18 protein-coding genes are annotated in these 24,200 nt (G+C 67.6%); 8 read left to right on the forward strand and 10 right to left on the reverse strand.

What is annotated here, in order from left to right; genetic code table 11:
• The 3 genes from efeU to efeB form a co-directional block, all read left to right on the forward strand.
• A partial coding sequence (gene efeU, locus A4X17_RS14625; RefSeq protein WP_231884405.1) for an iron uptake transporter permease EfeU occupies positions 1-955 on the forward strand: 955 nt, incomplete at its 5' end.
• Between the two features lie 54 nt (positions 956-1,009).
• The gene (efeO, locus tag A4X17_RS14630) at positions 1,010-2,221 is read left to right on the forward strand and encodes an iron uptake system protein EfeO (protein WP_064296409.1); all 1,212 of its coding nucleotides are present in this window, start codon (positions 1,010-1,012) and stop codon (positions 2,219-2,221) included.
• A gap of 113 nt (positions 2,222-2,334) precedes the next feature.
• Positions 2,335-3,699 carry an iron uptake transporter deferrochelatase/peroxidase subunit gene (gene efeB, locus A4X17_RS14635; protein WP_082916200.1) on the forward strand — a complete coding sequence of 455 codons (1,365 nt, stop codon included), beginning with the start codon at positions 2,335-2,337 and terminating at the stop codon, positions 3,697-3,699.
• A 98-nt stretch (positions 3,700-3,797) separates the two neighbouring features.
• On the opposite strand, the gene A4X17_RS14640 is transcribed toward efeB, so the two are convergent.
• From A4X17_RS14640 to A4X17_RS14650, 3 genes are all read right to left on the reverse strand, one after another.
• On the reverse strand, positions 3,798-4,229 hold the full coding sequence (locus A4X17_RS14640) for a hypothetical protein (protein WP_157583554.1): 432 nt from the start codon (positions 4,227-4,229) through the stop codon (positions 3,798-3,800).
• Positions 4,230-4,300: 71 nt separating this feature from the next.
• Positions 4,301-6,208 (reverse strand): translational GTPase TypA, encoded by a 1,908-nt coding sequence (typA, locus tag A4X17_RS14645; RefSeq protein WP_064296411.1) that lies wholly within the window; start codon positions 6,206-6,208, stop codon positions 4,301-4,303.
• A 160-nt stretch (positions 6,209-6,368) separates the two neighbouring features.
• On the reverse strand, positions 6,369-8,093 hold the full coding sequence (locus A4X17_RS14650) for an ABC transporter family substrate-binding protein (protein ID WP_197479098.1): 1,725 nt from the start codon (positions 8,091-8,093) through the stop codon (positions 6,369-6,371).
• 297 nt (positions 8,094-8,390) lie between these two features.
• Between A4X17_RS14650 and A4X17_RS14655 the strand changes: the two genes are divergently transcribed.
• Genes A4X17_RS14655 through A4X17_RS14670 form a run of 4 tightly spaced genes read left to right on the forward strand, consistent with a single transcriptional unit; the run spans position 8,391 to position 13,066 of the window.
• Positions 8,391-9,374 carry an ABC transporter permease gene (locus tag A4X17_RS14655; protein WP_064296413.1) on the forward strand — a complete coding sequence of 328 codons (984 nt, stop codon included), beginning with the start codon at positions 8,391-8,393 and terminating at the stop codon, positions 9,372-9,374.
• Positions 9,375-9,378: 4 nt separating this feature from the next.
• Complete coding sequence (locus tag A4X17_RS14660) at positions 9,379-10,302, forward strand: ABC transporter permease (protein ID WP_079002099.1); 924 nt, start codon at positions 9,379-9,381, stop codon at positions 10,300-10,302.
• Positions 10,295-12,400, forward strand: coding sequence for an ABC transporter ATP-binding protein (locus A4X17_RS14665; protein WP_064296414.1), 2,106 nt, complete (start codon positions 10,295-10,297; stop codon positions 12,398-12,400). Before A4X17_RS14660 ends, A4X17_RS14665 begins: the two co-directional genes overlap by 8 nt.
• A 48-nt stretch (positions 12,401-12,448) precedes the next feature.
• Positions 12,449-13,066, forward strand: coding sequence for a hypothetical protein (locus A4X17_RS14670; protein ID WP_157583556.1), 618 nt, complete (start codon positions 12,449-12,451; stop codon positions 13,064-13,066).
• Between the two features lie 82 nt (positions 13,067-13,148).
• Here A4X17_RS14670 and A4X17_RS14675 read toward each other — a convergent pair whose 3' ends face one another.
• The 4 genes from A4X17_RS14675 to A4X17_RS14690 all read right to left on the reverse strand — a co-directional run bounded on the left by A4X17_RS14675 (position 13,149) and on the right by A4X17_RS14690 (position 18,458).
• The gene (locus A4X17_RS14675) at positions 13,149-14,873 is read right to left on the reverse strand and encodes an ABC transporter ATP-binding protein (protein WP_064296416.1); all 1,725 of its coding nucleotides are present in this window, start codon (positions 14,871-14,873) and stop codon (positions 13,149-13,151) included.
• Between the two features lie 11 nt (positions 14,874-14,884).
• Positions 14,885-15,853 carry an ABC transporter permease gene (locus tag A4X17_RS14680; protein ID WP_064296417.1) on the reverse strand — a complete coding sequence of 323 codons (969 nt, stop codon included), beginning with the start codon at positions 15,851-15,853 and terminating at the stop codon, positions 14,885-14,887.
• A complete protein-coding gene (locus A4X17_RS14685; RefSeq protein ID WP_064296418.1) occupies positions 15,843-16,772 on the reverse strand; it encodes an ABC transporter permease in 930 nt (309 codons plus the stop codon). The genes A4X17_RS14680 and A4X17_RS14685 overlap by 11 nt, the downstream gene beginning before the upstream one ends.
• Positions 16,773-16,847: 75 nt before the next feature.
• Positions 16,848-18,458: an ABC transporter substrate-binding protein gene (locus A4X17_RS14690; RefSeq protein WP_231884406.1), complete on the reverse strand. Its 1,611-nt coding sequence runs from the start codon at positions 18,456-18,458 to the stop codon at positions 16,848-16,850.
• 336 nt (positions 18,459-18,794) lie between these two features.
• Here A4X17_RS14690 and A4X17_RS14695 point away from each other — a divergent pair, with 336 nt between their 5' ends.
• Complete coding sequence (locus tag A4X17_RS14695; RefSeq protein WP_064296420.1) at positions 18,795-19,607, forward strand: CPBP family intramembrane glutamic endopeptidase; 813 nt, start codon at positions 18,795-18,797, stop codon at positions 19,605-19,607.
• A gap of 75 nt (positions 19,608-19,682) precedes the next feature.
• Here A4X17_RS14695 and gcvP read toward each other — a convergent pair whose 3' ends face one another.
• Genes gcvP through gcvT form a run of 3 tightly spaced genes read right to left on the reverse strand, consistent with a single transcriptional unit; the run spans position 19,683 to position 24,106 of the window.
• A complete protein-coding gene (gcvP, locus tag A4X17_RS14700) occupies positions 19,683-22,604 on the reverse strand; it encodes an aminomethyl-transferring glycine dehydrogenase (protein WP_064296421.1) in 2,922 nt (973 codons plus the stop codon).
• Positions 22,604-22,978, reverse strand: coding sequence for a glycine cleavage system protein GcvH (gcvH, locus tag A4X17_RS14705; RefSeq protein WP_064296422.1), 375 nt, complete (start codon positions 22,976-22,978; stop codon positions 22,604-22,606). Before gcvH ends, gcvP begins: the two co-directional genes overlap by 1 nt.
• Before the next feature lie 3 nt (positions 22,979-22,981).
• On the reverse strand, positions 22,982-24,106 hold the full coding sequence (gene gcvT / locus A4X17_RS14710) for a glycine cleavage system aminomethyltransferase GcvT (protein ID WP_064296423.1): 1,125 nt from the start codon (positions 24,104-24,106) through the stop codon (positions 22,982-22,984).
• Positions 24,107-24,200: the final 94 nt, after the last annotated feature.

Raw genomic sequence — 24,200 nt, forward strand, 5'->3', positions numbered from 1 at the left:
GCCCGGACCACGGTCCCCGCCCGGCGCGCCCTCGGATGCATCCCCACCCCGCAGACGACGGCCTCCCCCGGGCGACCGCCTGCTCGACGCCCGAAAGTCCGGTCACGTGCTCGCGAACTACCTCATCGGCCTCCGCGAAGGCCTCGAAGCCGGCCTCATCGTCGGCATCCTCGTCGCCTACCTGAACAAGCTCGGCCGCCGGGACGTCCTCCCCCGGTTGTGGCTCGGCGTCGCCGTCGCGATCGTCGTGTCGCTCGGGGTCGGTGCGATCCTCACCTGGGGACCGTACGGGCTGAGCTTCCAGGCGCAGGAGATCCTCGGCGGCGGACTGTCCATCCTGGCCGTCGGGCTCGTCACCTGGATGATCTTCTGGATGGGGCGCAACGCCCGAGAGCTCAAGCACGACCTCGAGTCACGACTCGACGCCGCCGTCGCCGGGTCGGCGATCGGGATCATCGTGCTCGGTTTCATCAGCGTCGGTCGCGAGGGGATCGAGACCGCCCTCTTCATCTGGGCGAGCGTCAACTCCGGCGAGAACGCCGTCGTCGGCTCGATCGGCGCGCTCCTCGGCATCCTCACCTCCGTCGTCATCGCCTATCTCATCTACCGCGGATTCGTCCGCATCAACCTCGGAACCTTCTTCACGTGGACCGGCCTCTTCCTCGTCGTCGTGGCCGCCGGCGTCCTCGCCTACGGCGTCGGCGACCTCCAGGAGGCGGGCGTCATCCCCGGCTGGGGGCAGGCCGCGTTCAACCTGAGCGCCGTCGTCCCGCCGACGAGCTGGTACGGCACCGTCCTCGGCGGACTCTTCAACTTCACCCCCGCCCCGACGTGGGCACAGTTCGGTGCGTGGCTGCTGTACCTGATCGTCACGCTCGTCTGCTTCATCCGGGTCTCAGGACTCGGCCGTCGGCGCCCGACCTCGGTCACGAAACCGGTCACGACGAACGCCTGACCGGTCCCCGACCCACCACGAACCAAGCACCAGCACCTTCCGACAGGAGTCTCCATGCAGCACCGCATCATCGCCGGCCTCGCCGGCGCGGGCATCCTCGCCCTCGCCCTCACGGGATGCGTCCCGAACAAGACGGGAAGCGACGCACTCACCGTCGCCATCACCGACGACTCGTGCTCGGTGTCCGTGGCGAGGGCGACGGCCGGTGCCGTGACCTTCTCGATCACCAACAACGGCACCGACGTCAACGAGTTCGAGATCCTCGCCTCGGACAAGCTGCGCATCGTCGGCGAGAAGGAGAACGTGACGCCGGGCCAGACGGTGTCCTACGTCGCACAGCTGAACCCCGGCACGTACTACACGGCCTGCAAGTTCCAGCTCGTCGGTGCACCGGTCGGCCTCGCCGAGTTCACCGTGACGGGCGAGAACGCCGCCGTCTCGAAGGACGAGCAGGCGCTCACCGACCAGGCCGTGACGAACTACGTCGCCTACATCAAGTCCCAGGTGGCCGAACTCGTGCCGCAGGTGAAGGCCTTCACCGACGCGTACGCCGCCGGCGACGACGAGACCGCCCGTCAGCTGTTCGCGACGACGCGCGTCTCGTACGAACGCATCGAGCCGACGGCCGAGGCCTTCGGCGACCTCGACCCGAAGATCGACTACCGCGAGGTCGACGCCGTGGCTGAAGGACTCGACTGGACCGGCTTCCACCGGATCGAGAAGGACCTCTGGCCACCGGCAGCCGACGCACTGAACTCCGACGGCACGAGCGCGACGCTGGACTGGACGCCGTCGACGCCGGAGCAGCGTCAGCAGTTCGCCACCGGTCTCGTCGACGACGTGCAGCAGTTGTTCGACCTCGTCTCCGAGAAGGACTTCACCGTAAGCCTCGGCGACATCTCGAACGGCGCCATCGGTCTCCTCGACGAGGTCGCCGTCGGCAAGATCTCCGGCGAGGAGGACTGGTGGTCCCACACCGACCTCTACGACTTCGCGGCCAACGTGCAGGGAGCCGAGGTCGCGTTCGGCAACGTCAAGGACATCGCCGCGAGCAAGGGCGACGCGGGCACGAAGCTCGTCGGCCAGATCGAGACCGAGTTCACGGCACTGCAGGACCTGCTCGCGAAGTACGGCAGCCTCGACAACGGTTTCGTGAGCTACGACACCGTCACCGAGGAGCAGCGCAAGGAGCTCTCCGACCAGGTGAACGCCCTCTCCGAGCCGCTGTCGCAGCTCACCCACACGGTGCTCGGCGTCGCCGAGTAACGCCGACCGGATCCACCGCCGCCTCCGCGGCGCGCCGGGCCGGAACCGCTCAGAGCATTCTGGGGGTTCCGGCCCTGCGGCCTTCCAGCCATCCCTGAATAGCATGAGGTCCGATGACCGAGCACACTCCCACCACGACCCCTGTACCCGAGGCAGGATCGGCGCCCACCGAACCTGGACCCGGCGCCGCGTCCGCACCGCCGAGCGACACCCCACGGCGCGGGCTGTCGCGACGGGCGCTGTTCGGCCTCGCCGGAGCAGGCGCCGCGGGGCTGGCGGCTGGAGCCGGGGCGACCGCGGCCATCACCGCAGCCGTGAGCGCCTCGGCGAGTGCCTCGGGCGTCACGACGGTCTACCCCTTCAGCGGGGCCCACCAGAGCGGGATCACCACGCCGGCGCAGGACCGCCTGCACTTCGCCGCGTACGACGTGTCGGCGGGGACCACCAGGGAGGAGCTCGTCGAGCTGCTCCAGGACTGGAGTGTCGCCGCGGCACGCATGACGCAGGGCCAGGAGGTCGCCGACGGTGGCGCCGTGGACGGCTCCCCGCTCGCTCCCCCGGTCGACACCGGCGAGGCGCTCGGACTGCCCGCCAGCGGGCTCACGATCACCTTCGGGTTCGGACCCACACTCTTCACCGCCGAGGACGGCACGGACCGGTTCGGCATCGCCGACCGGCGCCCTGCCGAGTTGGAGAAGCTCCCCCGCTTCACGGGCGACAACCTGCAGGCGGGCCTCACCGGCGGCGACCTCTGCATCCAGGCCTGCGCCGACGACCCACAGGTCGCCGTGCACGCGATCCGCAATCTGAGCCGCATCGCGTTCGGACGTGCCTCCATCCGCTGGTCGCAGCTCGGTTTCGGTCGCACCTCCTCGACCTCCACCAGCCAGGTCACCCCGCGCAACCTGTTCGGCTTCAAAGACGGCACTGCGAACGTCAAGTCCGAGGAGACGAAGACGGTCGAAGAGCAGGTGTGGGTCCAGGACGGGGACAGCGCCGCCTGGCTGAGCGGTGGTTCCTACCTCGTGGTCCGCAAGATCCGCATGATCATCGAGACCTGGGACCGCGCGCAGCTCCAGGAGCAGGAGCGGGTCATCGGTCGGAGCAAGGGCGAGGGCGCACCGCTGTCGGGCGGCAAGGAGTTCACCGAGCCCGACTTCGAAGCGGTCGGGGCGACGGATGAGCCGCTCATCGACAAGCACTCACACGTGCGTCTGGCGCACCCGACCCAGCTCAAGGGCACGAAGCTCCTGCGACGCGGCTACAACTTCGTCGACGGCAACGACGACCTCGGGCGGTTGAACGCCGGCTTGTTCTTCATGTCGTATCAGCGGTCGCCCAAGCAGTTCATCGACGTGCAGCGCGCACTGGCCACCGATGCGCTCAACGAGTACATCAAGCACGTCGGGTCGGCGATCTTCGCGGTGCCGCCGGGCGCGAGCAAGGACGGCTGGGTCGGCGAGACGCTCTTCGCGTAGGAATGGCCCCGGTCACTGAGCCCGGTCACCGAGCTTGTCGAAGTGCACCCTTCGACAAGCTCAGGGACCGGAAGGGCGCTCAGGGACCGGAAGGGCGGCTACTTGACCGTCACCGTGTAGAGGATGCTGTCCGCCGAGGCGACGAGCTTCACGTCGTAGGCCGTCGTCGACAGCGTCACGATCGAACCGTCGCCGTTCGCGATCTCCCCGTCGACCGTGAAGCCTGCCGCGACGAGCGCATCCTTGGCTGCGGTGGCCGCATCGGTCGCCTGCACCGTGACGACGAAGGTCTCCTTGCCGTCGACGGTGCCACGTCCGCCGTTGACCGTGCCGTCGACCACCGGGACCGCGTCGACGGGGTAGCCGTCCGGGAGCCCCTCGTCGAGGTTCACGTCGAAGTCGCCTCCGGTGGCGTCGCGGATGCCCTGCTCGACGGAGTCCTTGACGGTCGACTCGATGACGCTGCACCCGGCGAGCGTGGGAGCGATGACGAGAGCGGCCAGCAGGGCGAGGGAGGCGTGTCGGCGCATGCCCATCAGCTTAACGACCCGATGCCCGGTCTTCCTGAGAGGACCGGGCATCGGGTTGGAGCGGCTGCTGCCTACTCGGACTGCTTCTTGAGACGCGAGTAGCTGCGCTGGCGGGCCTGAGCGTCGAGCTCGACCTTGCGGATGCGCACGTGCTCGGGCGTGACCTCGACGCACTCGTCCTCGCGGGCGAACTCGAGGCTCTCCTCGAGCGTGAGGACGCGCGGCGGCGTCATCGACTCGAAGTTGTCGGCCGAAGACTGACGCATGTTGGTCAGCTTCTTCTCCTTGGTGATGTTGACGTCCATGTCGTCGTTGCGCGAGTTCTCGCCGATGACCATGCCCTCGTAGACCTCTTCGGTCGGCTGCACGAAGAACGACATGCGCTCCTGCAGCGCGATGATCGCGAAGGGGGTGACGACGCCGGAGCGGTCGGCGACGATCGAGCCGTTGTTGCGCGTCGTGATCGCGCCGGCCCACTCGCCGTAGCCGTGCGCGAGCGCGTTGGCGATGCCGGTACCGCGCGTGGCGGTGAGGAACTCGGAGCGGAAGCCGATGAGGCCGCGCGACGGGACGATGAACTCCATGCGGACCCAGCCGGTGCCATGGTTCGACATGTTCTCCATGCGACCCTTGCGCGCCGCCAGGAGCTGGGTGATCGCGCCGAGGTGCTCCTCGGGAGCGTCGATGGTCAGGTGCTCGTACGGCTCGTGGACCTTGCCGTCGATACGCTTCGTGACCACCTGCGGCTTGCCGACGGTGAGCTCGTAGCCTTCGCGACGCATCTGCTCGACGAGGATGGCGAGCGCGAGCTCTCCACGGCCCTGGACCTCCCACGCGTCGGGTCGACCGATGTCGAGGACCTTGAGTGAGACGTTACCGATGAGCTCGCGGTCGAGACGGTCCTTGACCATGCGTGCGGTGAGCTTGTGGCCCTTGACCTTGCCCATGAGCGGCGAGGTGTTGGTACCGATCGTCATCGAGATGGCCGGGTCGTCGACCGTGATGGCCGGCAGCGCGCGGACGTCCTCGGGGTCGGCCAGGGTGTCGCCGATCATGATGTCGGCGAAACCGGCGACGGCGACGATGTCGCCGGGGCCGGCGCTCTCGGCCGGGTAGCGGTCGAGCGCCTTCGTGATCATGAGCTCGGTGACGCGGACGTTGTGGACGTCGCCGTCGTGGCGGACCCAGGCGACCGTCTGGCCCTTCTTCAACGTGCCGTTGAAGATGCGCAGGAGCGCGAGGCGACCGAGGAACGGCGAGGCGTCGAGGTTCGTGACGTGCGCCTGGAGCGGGTGCTCGTCGTCGTACTGCGGAGCCGGGATGTGCTCGAGGATGGCCTCGAAGAGTGGCTCGAGGTTCTCGCTGTCGGGCAGTTCGCCGTTGGCGGGCTTGGTGGACGACGCACGGCCGGCCTTACCCGAGGCGTACACGACCGGGACGTCGAGGATGGCGTCGAGGTCGAGGTCGGGGACGTCGTCGGCCATGTCGCTGGCGAGTCCGATGAGGAGGTCCTGGCTCTCAACGACGACCTCGTCGATGCGCGCATCGGGACGGTCGGTCTTGTTGACCAGGAGGATGACGGGCAGCTTGGCCTCGAGCGCCTTGCGGAGCACGAAGCGGGTCTGCGGGAGGGGGCCCTCGGACGCGTCGACGAGGAGGACGACGCCGTCGACCATGGACAGGCCGCGCTCGACCTCTCCACCGAAGTCGGCGTGACCCGGGGTGTCGATGACGTTGATCGTGATCGGGCCGTCGGTGGCGTGTTCGCCCTTGTACGAGATCGCCGTGTTCTTGGCGAGGATGGTGATGCCCTTTTCGCGCTCGAGCTCATTCGAGTCCATGGCGCGTTCTTCGAGGTGGGCGTGTTCGGCGAAAGAGTTGGTCTGTCGCAGCATGGCGTCGACGAGAGTCGTCTTGCCGTGGTCAACGTGGGCCACGATCGCGACATTGCGCAGATCGGAACGAGTGGCGAGCGCCATAAAAGGGTGGCTTCCTTCAAGTGGATGGGATTCGGGCACGATGGTGCCGACGGACCATCATACCGCAGGAGTCCTGGCCGGGGGCTGAACGGCGACGGGCACCGGCGGTTTCCCGCCGATGCCCGTCGAGGCTGCGTTCAGATCGAACGCGTGCTGATGCTTACTTCTTCCAGCCCACGTTCTTCCAGTCGATGGTCTCGAACTGGGTCGGCCCGTAGTTCACGAGGCCGGTCTTGACGCCGTAGGTGTACGGCACCGGGAACAGCGGCAGCGTGGTCGCGAGGGCGACGATCTTCTTGTCGATCTCCTTCGCGATCTCGAGGCGCTTGTCGGGGTCGAGCTCCGCGTTGGCGCTCGCCCAGAGGTCACCGAGCGAGTCGTCGGTGACGCCGGGGAAGTTCTGCCCGGAGTCGGCCGGGTAGAAGATCGACTCGGTGCTCGAGATCGGGAACGCGGTGCCCTGCCACGCGAAGCTCACGGCGTCGAAGTCGCGGGTCTCGGTGGTGACGTACTTCGTGAAGAAGTCGTCGGACGGGACGGTGTCGATCTGGAGATCGAAGCCGGACTCCTTCACCATGGCCTGGACCTGCTGCGACGTCTCGGCGGAGACCGGGTTGTCGGAGTCGATGACGTAGCGGACGGTCAGCTTCTTGCCGTCCTTCTCGCGGATGCCACCGCTGCCTTCCTTCCAACCGGCGTCGTCGAGCTGCTTCTTGGCGGCGTCGATGTCGTAGCCGAGCACCTTGGAGGCGTCGTCCTCGTAGCCGTCCTGGCCGGGGAGGAAGATGAGGTTGTTCAGCAGGTCGGTCGGTGCGTCGATCGCTGCGAGGCGGGCCTCGGCGATGGTCTGACGGTTGATCGACTTGGCGAACGCCTGGCGGACCTCGGGGTCGCTCAGGACCTCGGACGTGCCGTTCAGGGTGATGTGGTTGTACGTCGTTCCACGCGAACGCTGGATCTCGGCGTCACTGCGCTTCTTGGCCGTCTCGTAGTTGTCGGCGTTCGAGCCGATGCTGAAGACGTCGATCTCACTGTTCGAGAACGCCTGCGCGAGACCCGAGCGGGACACCTGCTTGAAGATGATGTTGTCGAGCTTCGGCTTGTCGCCCCACCACTTCGGGTTGGGCTCGAAGGTCACGACCGCGCCGGTCTGGTCGATCTTGCTGACGAGGTACGGACCGCCGGAGACGTAGGTCGTGCCGTCGGCCGCATAGGGTCCGGTCGCCCAGAGGGTGTTGAAGGACTCCGGCGTCGCGCCGAGCCACTTCGGCCAGATGTTGCCGAGGATCGACGGCCAGTCCGCGTTCTTGTTCTTGAACGTGATGAGGACGTCCTGCGGGCTGTCGCCGGCGGTGACGGACTCGATGTCCTTCCACACGTTCGTGGCGGTGGGCGCGTAGGCGGGGTCGACGCCGTTCAGCGACTTCCAGGTCGCGGCGAAATCGTCGACGCTCATGGCGGTGCCGTCCGACCAGACGGCGTCCGGGTTGATCTTGATCTCGACGACCTGCGGGTCCTCGGTCTTCAGCTCGACGGAGGTCGCGAAGTCGGGGTTCGCCTCCCAGGTGCCGTCCTCCTTGATGTTGATGAACGACGGTGTGTACAGGTTGCTGAGGAACTGGTCGTCGACGGTGCCGCTGTCGAGGTTGTAGAGGTTCCAGTTCGCGGGGATCGCGTCGACGGCGAGGTTGAGCGAACCGCCCTGGGCGATCTGGTCGGCGTCGGCGCGCTCCCAGCCGGTGCCGGACAGCTCGGCGGGCTTCGACGTCGAGCCGCCACCGCCTGAACCGCCTCCGGTGCAAGCCGTCAATGCGAGGGCGACGATCGAGACGCCGGCGAGGATCATCCCGCCGCGCCGCTTCGATCCCTGTGTTCTGGAACTCATCGAGATCCACCTTTCGTGACGTGTAACTGCGCAAGGCCGCACCGATGCGGAGCGGAAGGCGCGCAGGCCAATGTGGACCATCTTGCACCCGCTCCGGGGATCCCCCACAAGTGGGGATGAATTGTTACCGTTTCGATTTATCGGCAACACGTGCCGGAAACATACGTTTCGTTTCCTGAGAACACGCGTCGTTTTCTGATTCCAGACACTTGGGGGTTACAGTGTCTCCACCCCCACGAGGGGAGCACAGCTGACGGGACGACGCGGTCCCGCACAACGACTTCGCAAGGCTGGTACATGATCGGGTTCATTGCACGGCGGTTGGTCAACTACCTGTTCCTCTCCGCGATCGCCACCATGCTGGGCTACGTGCTCGTGAGCATGACGCTCCAGCCGTCGGCCCGGTTCCTCGGGAAGAACCCGCCCATCCCCCAGGCGTCCATCGATGCGGCGCTGGACAAGATGGGCGTGAACCCGAAGGTCCCACTGCTCGAACGCCTGTGGGACTGGGTCACGCAACTGGTGACCACCGGCTCCCTCGGGATCAGCACGCGCGGCACCCAGGTCACCGCCGACATCTTCGAGCGCTCGGGCACGAGCCTCCGCCTCCTCGTCATCGGCACCATCCTCGGCGCGGTCATCGGCGTCGCCCTCGGCGTGTGGGGCGCGGTCCGCCAATACCGGGCCAGCGACCAGATCATCACCTACGCCTCGTTCACGATCCTCGCGATGCCCGTCTTCGTCATCGGCGTCGTGCTCATGATCCTCGCGACGTCACTGAACCAGGCGGTCGGCACGAACGTCATCAACTTCACCGGCGAGTACACCGCCGGCCTCCAGGGCGGATTCTGGACACAGTTCGGCGACCGGGCGATGCATCTGCTGTTGCCCACCATCACCCTCACCGTCGGCGCCGTCGCCTCGTACTCGCGGTACCAGCGCAGCGCCATGCTCGACGTGATGAGCGCCGACTACATCCGGACCGCGCGTTCGAAGGGCCGGACCCGCGGTTCCGCGATCATCCGGCACGGTGTCCGCGTCGCGCTCATCCCGATGTCGACGTTCTTCGCCTACTCCTTCGGGCTCATCCTCACCGGAGCGAGTGTGACGGAGAACGTCTTCAGCTGGCACGGCATGGGCGAGTACCTCCTCACGAGCGTCTCGAACTCGGACATCAACGCCGCCGCCGGGACCATCCTGTTCACCTCCATCCTCGTCCTGATCGCCGGAACGCTCTCCGACGTGATCTATGCGGCGCTCGACCCGAGAGTGCGGGTGTAACGACATGGCACTGACCGACCCCTCGACCCTCACCGTCGGCGACCCGGAGAAGATGGCGGACGCCCCCAAGCGTCCGCAGTCCCGCGGGCGCACGATCCTGCGGAAGGTGCTCGCCACGAAGCGCGCCCGCATCGGTGGCGGCGTCCTCCTCTTCATCATCCTCTGGGCGTTCATCGGCCCGCTGCTCTCCCCCTGGTCGTTCACCGACCAGGACGGCCTCGCCTTCAGCCAGCCGCCCTCGCTCGACCACTGGTTCGGTACCAACAACATCGGCCAGGACGTGTACGCACAGACGCTCGTCGGGCTGCAGAAGTCCATCGTCATCGGTCTGATCGTCGGCCCGGGCGCTGCGATCATCGCCGGACTCGTCGGGGCCATCGCCGGCTACGTCGGAGGCGTCTGGGACAAGGCGATCGTGTGGCTCATCGACCTCCTCCTCGTCATCCCCGGCTTCTTCCTCCTCGTGCTCCTGAGCCCGGCGTTCAAGTCGCTGTCCTGGCTCGCCCTCGTCGTCTTCCTCGTCCTGTTCGGCTGGATGGTGCTCGCGCGCGTCATCCGCGGGCAGACGATGTCGCTCCGCGAACGCGAATACGTCAAGGCGGCCCGGTTCATGGGCGTCCCCGGGTTCACGATTATCCGTCGCCACATCATCCCGAACGTCGCGAGCCTCCTCATCATCGACGCGACGCTCGGCATCGGCGCGGCGATCCTGTCGGAGACGACCCTGAGCTTCTTCGGCTTCGGCGTGCAGGCGCCCGACGTCTCGCTCGGCACCCTGCTCGCCGCCGGTGCGAGTGCGGCCGTGACGCGGCCCTGGCTGTTCGTCTTCCCCGCAGCGATCCTCGTCATCACCGTGCTCGCCTCCAGCCTCCTCGGCGACGCCCTGCGCGACGCCATCGACCCGACCTCAGGAGCCAACCGTGACTGACCCCCAGGCGACCGCGCCGCTCCTCAAGGTCGACGACCTCACCGTCACCTTCCCCAACGCCGGCACGCCCGTGCATGCCGTCCGCGGTGTCTCCTACGAGGTGCGGCGTGGTGAGTTCCTCGGCATCGTCGGCGAGTCGGGCTCCGGCAAGAGCGTCTCCTCGATGGCCGTCATGGGGCTGCTCCCGACCAATGCGCAGGTGAGCGGCAGCATCCGCTACGACGGCGTCGAGCTGCTCGGCCAATCGGACAAGGAGCTGTCGAAGATCCGCGGGCGGGACATCGCCATGATCTTCCAGGATCCGCTCTCGGCGCTCACGCCCGTCTACACGATCGGTCAGCAGATCGCCGAAGGCCTCCGCCTCCACGACTCCGCGCTCTCGCAGCGCGCCGCAGAGACCCGGGCCGTCGAACTCTTGAAGATCGTCGGCATCCCGAACGCGGAGCGGCGTGCGAAGTCGTTCCCGCACGAGTTCTCCGGTGGCATGCGTCAGCGGGCCATGATCGCGATCGCCATCGCCAACGACCCGCAGCTGATCATCGCCGACGAGCCGACCACCGCACTCGACGTCACCATCCAGGCGCAGATCCTCGAGGTGCTCCAGAAGGCGAAGGACATCACCGGCGCCGCCGTGGTGCTCATCACGCACGACCTCGGTGTCGTCGCCGGCAACGCCGACCGGGTGGCCGTGATGTACGCGGGCCGGATCGTCGAGACGGCGCCCGTGGTCCCGCTGTTCCGCGAACCGCTCATGCCGTACACGATCGGTCTGTTGCGCTCCATGCCGAACATGGTGGCGAACCAGCAAGAGCGACTCGTCCCGCTCGAAGGACGCCCACCGCTGTTGACGGCCGTGCCGACCGGCTGCCCCTTCGCCCCGCGCTGCCCGATCGCCGTGGCCGCGTGCCTCGAGGGCGAACCGGCGTTGCTCCCCGTCCTCGACGGGCCCGTCGAGGACCCGACGACCTCGGTCGAACACACCGCCGCGTGCATCCGCGCCGGCGAGATCGCCGACGGGTCGCTGCGCCGCCCGGAGATCTTCCCTCGGCCGGACGAGGTGCCGGAGGAGCTCGTCGCCGAGGTCGCTCCGGAGACCGTCCTCGACGTCCGCGATCTGACTCGCGCGTTCCCGCTCACGAAGGGCGTCGTCTTCCGGCGCAACATCGGCACCGTCCGCGCGGTCGACGGGGTCTCGTTCAGCGTGCAGCGCGGGCGCACCCTCGGCCTGGTCGGCGAGTCCGGGTGCGGGAAGACGACGACGATCATGGAGATCCTCGAACTCGCGAGGACGCAGGGCGGCAGCATCCACGTGAACGGGGTCGACACCGCGACGCTGTCGAAGCCCGACCGCAGGAAGCTGCGCAGCGACATCCAGGTGGTGTTCCAGGACCCGATGGCCTCGCTCGATCCGCGCATGACGATCGAGGACATCATCGGCGAGCCGTTGACCGTCCACGGGGTCTCCCCCACCGAGATCCGCTCCCGCGTCGGGGCCATGCTCGAACTCGTCGGCTTGGAGCCGTCCTTCGCCGGCCGATACCCGCACGAGTTCTCGGGTGGACAGCGACAGCGCATCGGCATCGCTCGGGCGCTCGTCGTCGAACCGAAGATCCTCGTGCTCGACGAGCCGGTCTCCGCGCTCGACGTCTCCGTCCAGGCCGGCGTCATCAATCTGCTCGAAGACCTCAAGCAGCGGCTCGGACTCTCGTACCTCTTCGTCGCCCACGACCTCGCCGTCGTCCGGCACATCGCCGACGACGTGGCGGTCATGTACCTCGGACGCATCGTCGAGTACGGACCGAGCGCCACGATCTTCGACGACCCGAAGCACCCGTACACGCAGGCGCTCCTGTCCGCGGTGCCGGTCCCGGACCCCGAGATCGAACGCAGTCGGCAGCGCATCCTGCTGAACGGCGACCTCCCCTCCCCCAGCGACGACCGGGTCGGCTGCAGTTTCCGGAGTCGGTGCCCGTTGTTCCAGCTGCTACCGGCCGACAAGCAGGCGGTCTGCGAACGCGACGATCCACGAGAGCGCCCTGTCGACGGGCGGCTCGTGGCGTGCCACCATGCGGAGAGCGACCGGCTCGTCACCGCCTGATCGAGCCGAGCGGGCCCCGAGAGTCGGCGGCCTGGAAGGATGGTGGACGTGAACGAAGCGACGAACGCCGGCAATCGGACCACCCTGCGGAGCACGAGCGGCTTCTGGATCCTCGGCGTCACCGCCCTCCTCATGGTCTTCTTCGTCATCGACGCCGTCAGCCGTGGAGCCTGGGGCTTCGCGGTCCAGGCGCTCCCGTGGGAGCTCCTCGTCGTGTGGCTGGTCTACCTGGTCCTCGTCCGTCCGTGCATCATGATCGAGCCGTCGCAGCTGACCGTCGTGAACGTCGGACGTCTCCACGAGATCCCCTGGTCGCGCATGGAGGAGGCGACGAGCCGCTACCAGCTCACGGTGCTCCTGCGGGACGGGCGGAAGATCACCAGCTGGGGGGCACCGAGCGCGGGTCTCGACCGCCCGTCGATGATCGGCGGACGTGCCGGACGAAGCGGGGTCGACCATCAGGACCGCGCTGCGGGCGTCCGCCGACCCGGTCGTGCCGGTAACGAGGGTCCGACGGCCGTCGACCTCATCGACCGTGCCCACGAACGCTGGGGCCGGATCGACCCGAAGGACGACCGCCTCGCCACCTCGCGCTGGGACGTCGTCGCCCTGGGCGTCACGGCGGCACTCCTCGCCTGGGGCGTCGCCTCGGCGCTCCTCGTCTAGCGACCGGCGGACACCTCCCGCAACGCCGAAGGGCGGTGCCCCGGATCGCTCCGCGGCACCGCCCTTCGACCTGGTGCGCCGGTTACAGCGCGAGCTCGATCCCGGCGCCGGGGATGGCGTCGAGGAGTTCGCGTGTGTACTGCTGCTTCGGGTTCTCGAAGACGTCGTCCGTGGTGGACGCCTCGACGATCTTCCCCTTCTGCATGACCGCGACGTTGTCGGCGATCACGCGCACGACCGCGAGGTCGTGGGTGATGAAGAGGTACGTCAGCTGCAGCTCCGACTGGAGGTCGGCGAGCAACTGCAGGATCTGCGCCTGGACGAGGACGTCGAGCGCGGACACCGCCTCGTCGAGGACGACGATCTCCGGCTTCAACGCGAGTGCGCGGGCGATCGCGATGCGCTGACGCTGTCCACCGGAGAGCTCGTTCGGGTACCGGGTCGCGACCGCCTGCGGCAGTGAGACCTGATCGAGGAGCTCCAGCACGCGAGCACGGCGGGACGCCTTGTCGCCCACCTTGTGCGTGACGAGCGGTTCAGCGATCGTGTTGCCGATGTTCCGCAGCGGGTCGAGGGAACCGTAGGGGTCCTGGAAGACCGGCTGCATCTTGCGGCGCAGCGCGAGGAGGCCCTTGCGATCGAGCCCCTCCATCGCCTTGCCACCGATGCGGATCTGGCCGGACGTCGGCGTCTCCAGCTGCAGGAGCAGCTTCGCCACGGTGGACTTCCCGGATCCGGACTCGCCGACGAGCGCCATGGTGGTGCCCCTCGGGATCTCGAACGAGACGCCGTCGACGGCCTTGAGCTCACGCTCAGCCGCCTTCTGTCCGCGGATGTTGTAGACCTTCTCGAGATCCTTGACCACGATCGCGGCTTCCGCGTCCGGCTGGGCGGCCTGCGCTGCGGCGCGGTGCTCGGCGGCGACGATGAGGTCGATGCCCTCCGAACCGACAGGAGCCTCATGGTCGAGGGTCTCGAGCGATCCGGTCGCCGACTGGATACGACGCGAAGCCAGGCTCGGTGCCGCTGCGACGAGCCGCTTCGTGTACGGGTGCACCGGGTTCTGCAGGATCTCGACCGACGGACCGGCCTCGACGATCTGCCCCTTGTACATGACGATGAGCTTCTCAGCGCGCTCGGCGGCGAGGCCGAGGTCGTGCGTGATGAAGAGCAGCGCCGTGCCGCTGTCGCGGGTCAGGCTCTCGAGGTGGTCGAGGATCTTCCGCTGGACCGTGACGTCGAGCGCCGAGGTGGGCTCGTCCGCGATGAGCAGCTTCGGACTCGACGATAGACCGATACCGATGAGCACGCGCTGACGCATACCGCCGGAGAACTGGTGCGGGAACTGCTTGAGGCGACGGTCGGCGTCGGAGAGACCGGCCTGCTGGAGCACCTCGATCGCCTTGGCGCGCACGGCCTTCTTGCCCTGGGCGATGCCGTTGGCACGGATGGCCTCCTCGACCTGGAAGCCGATGTTCCACACCGGGTTCAGGTTGGACATCGGGTCCTGGGGCACGAAACCGATCAGGCGTCCGCGGACGTCCTCGATCTCGTTGCGGGACAGCTTCGAGAGGTCGCGCCCCTCGAAGAGGATCTCGCCCCCGCTGATCTTGCCGGTACCGGGCAGGAGGTTGATGATCGCATGCGCGGTCGTCGACTTCCCGGATCCGGACTCACCGACGATCGCGACGGTCTCACCGGGCATCATGGTGAACCCGGTCTTGCGGATGGCCTGGACCGTCCCGCTCTGAGTGCGGAAGGTGACTTCGAGGTCCTTGACCTCGAGCAGCGGCTGCTGGGTGTTCATCTGGCTCGCGTTCAACGCAGGGCCCTCGCCTTCGGGTCGAGCGCGTCTCGCAGGACTTCGCCCATCATGATGAAGCTGAGCACGGTGAGCGACAGCGCGATCGACGGGTAGATCAGCACCTGCGGGGCCGTGCGGAGGTCACGCTGCGCCTGGCTGATGTCGTTGCCCCAGGACATGGTCTCGCTCCCGAGTCCCACGCCGAGGAAGGACAGCGTCGCCTCGGCGACGATCGCTGATGCCAGCGAGATCGTGATGACGACGATCACCGGTGGGATCGCGTTCGGCAGCACGTGGCGCAGGAGGATCTTGAAGCGGGAGACACCCAGCGCGATGGACGCTTGGACGTAGTCCGCGTTCTTGACCCTGAGCACCTCCGCTCGAAGCACTCGGGCGACGGATGGCCAGGCGAACAGACCGATCGCCAGGGAGATCGTCCACACGCTGCGGTACTTCGCGAGCACCGACATGACGACGACGGCCGCGAGGATGTACGGGATGGAGAAGAAGATGTCGCCGATGCGGGACAGCACCGAGTCGACCCAGCCACCGTAGAAGCCGGCGAACGCGCCGAACACGATGCCGAGCGTGGCCGTGATCAACGTCACGATGAGCCCGACGGACAGCGACGTGGAGGTCCCGTAGATGACCCGCGCGAAGATGTCGCAGCCCTGCTTCGTGAAGCCGAGGATGTGGCCGGCCTCAGGCCCGCCGTTGCTGTTCTCGAGGAAGCACTGGTTGTTCGGGGGCGTCTGCGTGAAGAGGAAGGGGAACAGGCCCACGACCACGACGAGCAGGATGAGGACGGACGAGATCCAGAACATGGGACGACGGCGCATGAACGCCCACGCGTCGGTCCAGAGGTTGCTGACCTTCTCGTCTACCTTGACGGCGTCGATGACCGCGAGGGGGGTCTCTTCGAGCGGTGCGACGAAGTGATTCGGGGATCGCTTGATCGTCGGCTCCTGATCATTACTTGACATAGCGGATCCTTGGGTCGAGCACGGCGTAGAAGAGGTCGATGACGAGGTTGATGATGAGGTAGAACAACACCATCACCGTCACGAAGGACACCACGGTCGGGCCTTCTCCTCGGAGGATGGCCTGGTAGAGCGTGCGGCCGACACCGGGGACGTTGAAGATGCCCTCGGTCACCGTGGCGCCGACGATCAGCACACCGAAGTCCACCGCGAGGTAGGTCACGACCGGGATCAGGGAGTTGCGCAGGATGTGCACGGGGATGACCCGGCGACGGCTCAGGCCCTTCGAGTACGCCGTACGGACGAAGTCGAGCGACTGCGTCTCGATGACCGAGGACCGGGTCAACCGCACGATCTGCGCGAAGCTGATGGTGGCGAGGACCAGTGCGGGAAGTAAGAGGTCTTGTATCGGCGCGCCCGGGCCGACCGTCGGTCTGAACCACCCGAGCTGGATCCCGAACACGTACTGCGCGACGAACGCGATGACGAAGACCGGGAGCGAGATGAGGATCAGGCTGACGACGAGGAACGAGGCGTCGAAGATGCCGCCCTTGCGGATGCCGGAGATGAGACCGATGGTGATTCCGGCGACCATCTCGAAGAAGACGGCGATGACGGCGAGCCGCAGCGTGACCGGGAAGGCCTGCGCGAGGATCTCGCTGACCGGCTGCCCGGAGAAGGACGTTCCGAGGTCGCCGGTGAAGATGCCGCCGAGGTACAGGAAGTACTGCACGATGAACGGCTTGTCGAGGTTGTACTCGGCGTTGAGTTGAGCGATCTGCGCGGCGCTCGGCGTCTTGTCGCCGAACAATGCGAGCACGGGATCACCGGGCAACGCGAAGACCATGAAATAGATGAGGAAGGTCGTGCCGAGCAGTACGGGGATAGCCTGCAGGACACGACGAAGAATGTAACCGCCCATGGTGTGGGACTCCTGAACTCGTGAAGCTGGGTGGGCCCGGAAGAACCGGACCCACCCAGCTATGCCGCTACAAGACTACTTGGTGATCTCGTAGTACAGCGGCACCGAGTTCCAACCGAACTCGACGTTCTGCACGCCTTCGCCGAAGCCGCCGCTCACGTTCTGGTACCAGAGCGGGATGGCCGGCAGGTCCTTGAAGAGGACCGCCTGAGCGTCCTGGAACTTCTTGTTCGCAGCGTCCAGGTCGGTCTCGGACGAACCCTCGGCGAGGAGCTTGTCGAACTCGGGGCTCGAGTAGTCACCGTCGTTCGAGGATGCACCGGTCGCGTAGAGCGGAGCGAGGAAGTTGTACAGACCCGGGTAGTCGGCCTGCCATCCGGAGCGGAACGCCGTCTCGATGGAACGGTTGGTGATGCCGGCGCGGAAGTCACCGAAGACGGCGACCGGGACGCCCGAGGACTCGATGCCCAGGACGTTCTTGATGCCGTTGGTCACGGCGTCGACCCAGGCCTGGTGCGGCCCGTCGGCGTTGTACGCGATCTGGAAGGAGCCGTCCCACGGGGAGATGGCGTCGGCCTCGGCCCAGAGTTCCTTGGCCTTCTTCTCGTTGTACTTCAGGACGTCGTTACCCTCGATGTCCTTCGAGTAGCCGTCGATGACCGGCGAGGTGAAGTCGGTCGCCGGCGTGCGGGTGCCGTTGAAGATGACCTTGGTGATCTCTTCACGGTTGATCGCGTACGAGATCGCCTGACGACGCAGCTGGCCCTCTTCACCGCTGAAGTGCGGGAGTCGGGACGGGATCGTGAAGGACTGGAACACGGCGGCCGGCTGGTTGACCGCACGGTCGCCCAGGTCGTCCTGGTAGGTGGAGAGCGCGGAGTCCGGGATCTGGTCCAGGACGTCGAGGTTGCCGCTCAGCAGGTCGGCGTAGGCGCTGTCGAAGTCCTTGTAGAACGTGATGGTCAGGCCACCGTTCTTGGCTTCGCGGCCACCCTTGTACTCGTCGTTCTTGACGAGCTTGATCGACTCGTTGTGCTTCCACGCCTTGTCGCCGTCGACCTTGTACGGGCCGTTGCCGATCGGGTTCTGGCCGAACTCGTCCGTGACCTTGCCGGCCTCGTCGAACGCTGCAGCGGGCAGCGGGTAGAACGCGGAGTAGCCGAGGCGCAGCGGGAAGTCGGATGCAGGTGCGGACAGCTTCACCGTGAAGGTGGTGTCGTCGACGACGCTCAGGCCGGTGAGGGGCTGGCCGTCCTCGTTGTAGCCCTCGACGTCCGCGAAGAACGAGGCGTTCTTGCGGAGGTTGACGACGGCGTCCTGCCAAGCCATGACGAACGAGTCCGAGGTGACGGGGTCGCCGTTGGTGAACTTCTGATCAGCCTTGATCTTGATCGTGAACGTGGTCGAGTCGTCGGTGTCGATCGACTCGGCCAGGTCGTCGACCGGCTTGCCGTCGGCCGCGTAGTAGCGGAGGCCTGCGAAGACCTCGTCGATGATCTTTCCGCCACCGACCTCGTTGGTGTCGCTGGGGATGAGGCCCGACTCCGGCTCGGAGCCGTTGGTCGTGATGATGGATGATGCGCTGCTGGTGCTCTCGCTGCTGGAACCGCCACCGGAACATCCGGTGAGGACGAGAGCCCCGGCTGCGATGATGGCGGCGGCAGAGCCGAACCGACTGAACTTCACAGTTCCTCCTTGGGGAAAGGGCAAGCGAAACCAGCGCATCGTGTGCGCTGGATCGCTCTTTGAATACTCTGACGATAAGCAGAAGCAGGACGGCGAGCAAACTGGGACGCCAAACGTTACACAGCGGTAACCCAATCGACGGATTGTTGCTCACGGATGCTTTTTCGTGCACGGATCCCGCCTGCCACGCACGAGAACGGTCGTGATCGCAAAACTCGTGCGGTCGCATCCACCTTCTGGATACGAATCGTAAGCCGTTTTGCTCCCGTCATCAGCCGAGTGGACGCGCAGATGCTATGCGGTGCGCTCGGAGCCACCAGCCAGCAGAATGGACCGGTGAGCGAGCAGAACACCACCGAGCGGGGACTTCACCTCCCCGAGGGCGCCGGAGACAGCCGTCGGTGGTGGGAGATCGGCATCGTGCTCGCGCTGAGCCTCGGTGCGTCGGCGGTGTACTCGATCATCTCGCTCATCGCGAAGCTCACCGCGGGGCCGCCGCTCTCCGATCAATCTGCGGCGATCAACACCACGCAGGCCACCCGGGAGTGGCTCGACTTCAGCTACCAGTTCCTCGGGCTCTTCTTCCAGCTCGCGCCGGTCGCCCTCGTCATCTACCTGCTCTGGCAGCCCGGACGCACCGGCTTCGCGCGGATGGGACTCGACCTCCGCTCCCCCGGACGCGACCTCGGCGGCGGTCTGCTCCTCGTCGCCGCGATCGGTGTCCCCGGCATCGGTGTGTACGCGTTGGGACGCGCCCTCGGCGTCACGGTCGCGGTCTCGACGTTCCCCGACACCATGTACTGGTGGACGATCCCGATGCTCGTCTTCTCCGCACTCCGCGCCGGCCTCCAGGAGGAGGTCATCATCATCGGTTACCTGTACACCAGGCTCCGCGAGATCGGGTGGGGGTGGTGGACGATCATCCTGTCGACCGCCGTCCTCCGCGGGAGCTACCACCTGTACCAGGGCATCGGGCCGTTCTTCGGCAACGTCGCCATGGGGATCGCGTTCGGCTGGTGCTACAAGCGCTGGGGTCGGGTGATGCCGTTGGTCGTGGCACACACGGTCATCGACATCATCTCGTTCGCGGGCTTCCCGCTCGCCGTGGCCTGGTGGCCGGAGATCTTCGCGGCGACGCCGTCGCCCTGACGACCCCTTCGCCGATCTGTGGGCGAATGAGCACTCGCTCGCCCACGAATGGGCGAGGGAGTGCTCATGGACCGGCTAGGCGAAGGCCTCGGGCGGCGGGCAGGCGCACACGAGGTTGCGGTCGCCGTACGCCTGATCGATGCGACGCACCGGCGGCCAGTACTTCGTGCGCACGAGCGTGTGCACGGGGTAGACGGCGAGCTCGCGCGAATACGCGTGCGTCCACTCCCCCTCGATGACCGACTGGGCCGTGTGCGGCGCCCCGACGAGCGGGTTGTCGTCGGCAGGCCATTCGCCCGCCGCGACGGCGTCCGCTTCCGCCTTGATCGCGATCATCGCGTCGACGAAGCGGTCGACCTCCGTGAGGTCCTCGCTCTCGGTCGGCTCGACCATGAGCGTCCCCGCGACGGGGAACGACATCGTCGGCGCGTGGAAGCCGTAGTCGACGAGGCGCTTCGCCACGTCGTCGACGGAGATCCCGGTCGCCTCCTTGAGCGGACGGAGGTCGAGGATGCACTCGTGCGCCACGAGGTCGCTGTCGCCCGTGTACAGGACGGGATAGTGGTCGCGCAGTCGCGCAGCGATGTAGTTCGCCGCGAGCACCGCGGCCCCGGTCGCCTCGCGGAGCCCCTCCGAACCCATCATGCGGACGTAGGCCCACGAGATCGGGAGGATGCTGGGGCTGCCGTAGGGCGCCGCCGAGATCGGACCGCCGTCGTGCACGACCGTCCCGCCCCCGAGCAGTGGGTGCTCGGCGCGCTGCGCCAGCGGGTGACCGGGCAGGAACGGCGCGAGGTGCGCCTTCGCCGCGACCGGCCCGACACCGGGGCCGCCACCGCCGTGCGGGATGCAGAAGGTCTTGTGCAGGTTCAAGTGCGACACGTCGCCGCCGAACTCCCCGAACCGCGCGTACCCGAGCAACGCGTTGAGGTTCGCACCGTCGACGTAGACCTGGCCGCCGGCGTCGTGCACGGCCTGGGTGATCGTCTTCACCTCGTGCTCGTACACGCCGTGGGTGGACGGGTAGGTGATCATGAGCGCCGCGAGGGACTCGGCGTTGGCCTCGATCTTCGCCCGGAGGTCGTCGAGGTCGACGTTGCCCTGCTCGTCGCACGCCACGACGACGACCCGCATGCCGGCGAGGACGGCCGAGGCCGCGTTCGTGCCGTGCGCGCTCGACGGGATGAGGCAGACCGTCCGCTGCTCGTCGCCGTTCGCGCGGTGGTAGCCGCGGATGGCGAGGAGACCGGCGAGCTCACCCTGGCTGCCGGCGTTCGGCTGGAGCGACACGGAGTCGTAACCGGTGACCTCGGCCAGCCAGGTCTCGAGCTGGTCGACGAGTTCGAGCGAGCCTGCGACATCCTCGCGCGGGGCGAACGGGTGCAGCCCGGCGAACTCGGGCCAGGTGACGGCCTCCATCTCGGTGGCGGCGTTGAGCTTCATCGTGCACGAACCGAGCGGGATCATCCCGCGGTCGAGCGCGTAGTCGCGGTCGGCCAGCTGCTTGAGGTACCGCATCATGGCGGTCTCCGAGTGGTGCGTGTTGAACACCGGGTGCGTCAGGTACTCGGTCTCGCGGGCGAGCGCGGCCGGGTACTCCGACACGGCGCTCGGCCCGAACGCCGAGGCGGACGACCCTTCGTCGAAGACGTATGCCGACGGCTCTCCGACGGTGGCGGTCCCAGCGGTCGTGAGCACCTCGACGAGCGTCGGGACGACGCTCTCGACCGCGCTCACCTCGTCGAAGCTCATCGAGACGGTCGTCTCGTCGACGGCCCACAGCAGGAGGCCGCGGTCGTGCGCGCCCGCCACCACCGCCGCGCTGTCGGCGACCCGCACCTGCAGGGTGTCGAAGTAGTGCTCCGTGAGCACCTCGACACCCGCCGACTCCAGCAGACGGGCTGCACTCGCGGTGGTCGCGTGCACCGACTGTGCGATCCGCTTGAGCCCGCCGGGCCCGTGGTACACGGCGTACATCGCGGCCATGACGGCCAAGAGGACCTGGGCCGTGCAGATGTTGCTCGTGGCCTTCTCGCGGCGGATGTGCTGCTCACGAGTCTGGAGCGTGAGCCGGTAGGCGGGGTGACCCGCCGCGTCCTGGCTGACGCCGACGAGGCGGCCTGGCATCTGGCGTTCGAGGCCCTTGCGGACCGCGAGGTACCCCGCGTGCGGCCCGCCGAACCCCATCGGCACACCGAAGCGCTGGCTCGTCCCGACCGCGATGTCCGCGCCGAGGGAACCGGGCGAGGAGATGAGCGTGAGGGCGAGGAGGTCGGCCGCGACGACCGACACGCCGCCGGCCGCCTTGACCGCCGCGAGGACCGCCGACGGGTCCCATACGAGCCCGGAGGTGCCGGGGTACTGCACGAAGACGCCGAACGCCGCCGGGAGGTCCTCGGGCGAGGTGGTCGACAACGGCAGTTCGACGAGGTCGATGCCGACCGCTTCGGCGCGACTCCGGAGGAGCGCCTTCGTCTGCGGGTACGCGTCGGCGTCGACGATGAACGTCGCGTCGGCGAGCTTCGAGGCCCGGCGCGCGAGGAGCATGCCTTCGACGACCGCGGTGCTCTCGTCGAGCATCGAGGCGTTGGCCGTGTCGAGACCGGTGAGGTCGGCGACCATCGTCTGGAAGTTGATGAGCGCCTCGAGGCGGCCCTGCGAGATCTCGGGCTGGTACGGCGTGTAGGCCGTGTACCAGGAGGGGTTCTCGAGCACGTTCCGCTTGATGACCGCCGGCGTGATCGTGTCGAAGTAGCCGAGACCGATGAGGCTCCGGTTCACCGTGTTGCGGCCGGCGAGCTCTCGGAGTTCGGCGAGCGCCGCCCGCTCGGTCGCGGCGTCGGGGATGCTCGACGAGGCGAGTTCGGCGGCAGTGATCGCGGACGGGACGGCCGCGGCGAGCAGGGCGTCGACGCTGTCGTACCCGACGGCGGCGAGCATCGTCGCCTGGGCTGCGGTGTCGGTTCCGATGTGCCGTTCTGCGAAGCGGTCCGCCATCACTCGCCCACCAGCGCGGCGTAGTCGTCCCAGCTGAGGAGCGTGTCGGGCAGCGCGTCGTACCGGACGGAGACGAGCCAGCCGGCACCGAACGGGTCGCTGTTGACGAGCGACGGGTCGTCGACGACGGCGTCGTTGGCCTCGACGACCTCGCCGTCGAGCGGGGCGAAGAGCTCGCCGACGGACTTCGTGGACTCGATCTCGCCGACCACGGTGCTGGCCGAGAGCGCCGCGCCGACGGCGGGGAGGTCCACGAAGACGACGTCACCGAGCTTCTCGGCGGCGTAGTCGGTGATCCCGATGACGGCGAGATCGCCCTCGACGCGGATCCACTCGTGCTCGGCGGTGTACTTGAGGGTGGTCTTGTCGGCCATGGGTTACTTCTCTCTCGAATAGAAGGGGAGCGTGGTGACGGTCGCGGGGATCCGCGTGCCGCGGACGTCGATGTCGAGCACGGTGCCCGGCTCGGCGTGGTCGGGGTGTACGTAGGCCATGGCGATCGGGTGCCCGAGGGTGGGCGACAGTGCCCCGCTCGTCACCTCGCCGACCGTCGTGTCGCCGGCGAGGACGCGGTAACCGGCACGACCGGCGCGACGCCCCTCGGAGACGAGGGCGACGAGAACCGGTGCGCCGTCCGCCGGGCCCGCCTCGACGGCGTCGCGTCCGACGAACGTGCCGTGCTTCCCGAGCGCGACGACCCGACCGAGTCCGGCCTGGACCGGCAGCATGTCCGGACCGAGCTCGTGGCCGTAGAGCGGCATGCCGGCTTCGAGGCGGAGCGTGTCGCGACTGGCGAGGCCTGCGGGGACCAGTCCGAGCGGTGTCCCGGCGGCGACGATGGCGTTCCACAGCTCGACGGCGTCGGCGGCGTCGACGTACAGCTCGAACCCGTCCTCGCCGGTGTAGCCGGTGCGCCCGATGAAGACGGTCCCGTTCTCGAAGGAGGCACCGGTCGCGCGGTAGTACTTCACCTCGTCGAGGGAGGGCAGCTCGTCCAGGAGGTGGAGCCCCTCGGTCGCCTGGAGGACGGCGCGGGAGGCGGGCCCCTGCACGGCGATCAGCGCGATCTCATCGCTGCGGTCCATGACGACCACGTGCTCGAACCCCGCGGCCCGCTCGGTGAGCGCCGCGACGACGGCGTCGTGGTTGCCCGCGTTCGCGACGACGAGGTACTCGTGCTCGCCGTTGCGGTAGACGACGAGGTCGTCGACGATGCCGCCGGCCTCGTTCAGCAGCAGGGTGTACTTGGCCTGGAGCAGGTCGATGGCGGACAGCTTGCCCGCGAGCGCCTGGTCGAGGAAGTCGGCTGCGTCGTCGCCCACGACCTGGATCTCGGCCATGTGGGAGATGTCGAAGATGCCGGCGGCGGTGCGGACGGCGTGATGCTCGGCGAGATCGCTCGAGTACCGCACGGGCATCTGCCATCCGGCGAAGTCCGTGAAACTCGCGCCGGCGGCTTCGTGGACGGCATGGAGCGGGCTGGTTCGTTCGAGGTCGGTCACGAGTTCTCCGGGGTCGCGTGGTGCGCTGCGGACACCTGACGGTGCCCGTTGGGAACTCCCCCTCTGTCATTGGCCTGAGAGCTTCACGAGTGCC

Origin of the sequence: Plantibacter sp. H53 (assembly GCF_001650455.1) — a bacterium.
GTDB lineage: Bacteria > Actinomycetota > Actinomycetes > Actinomycetales > Microbacteriaceae > Plantibacter > Plantibacter flavus_A.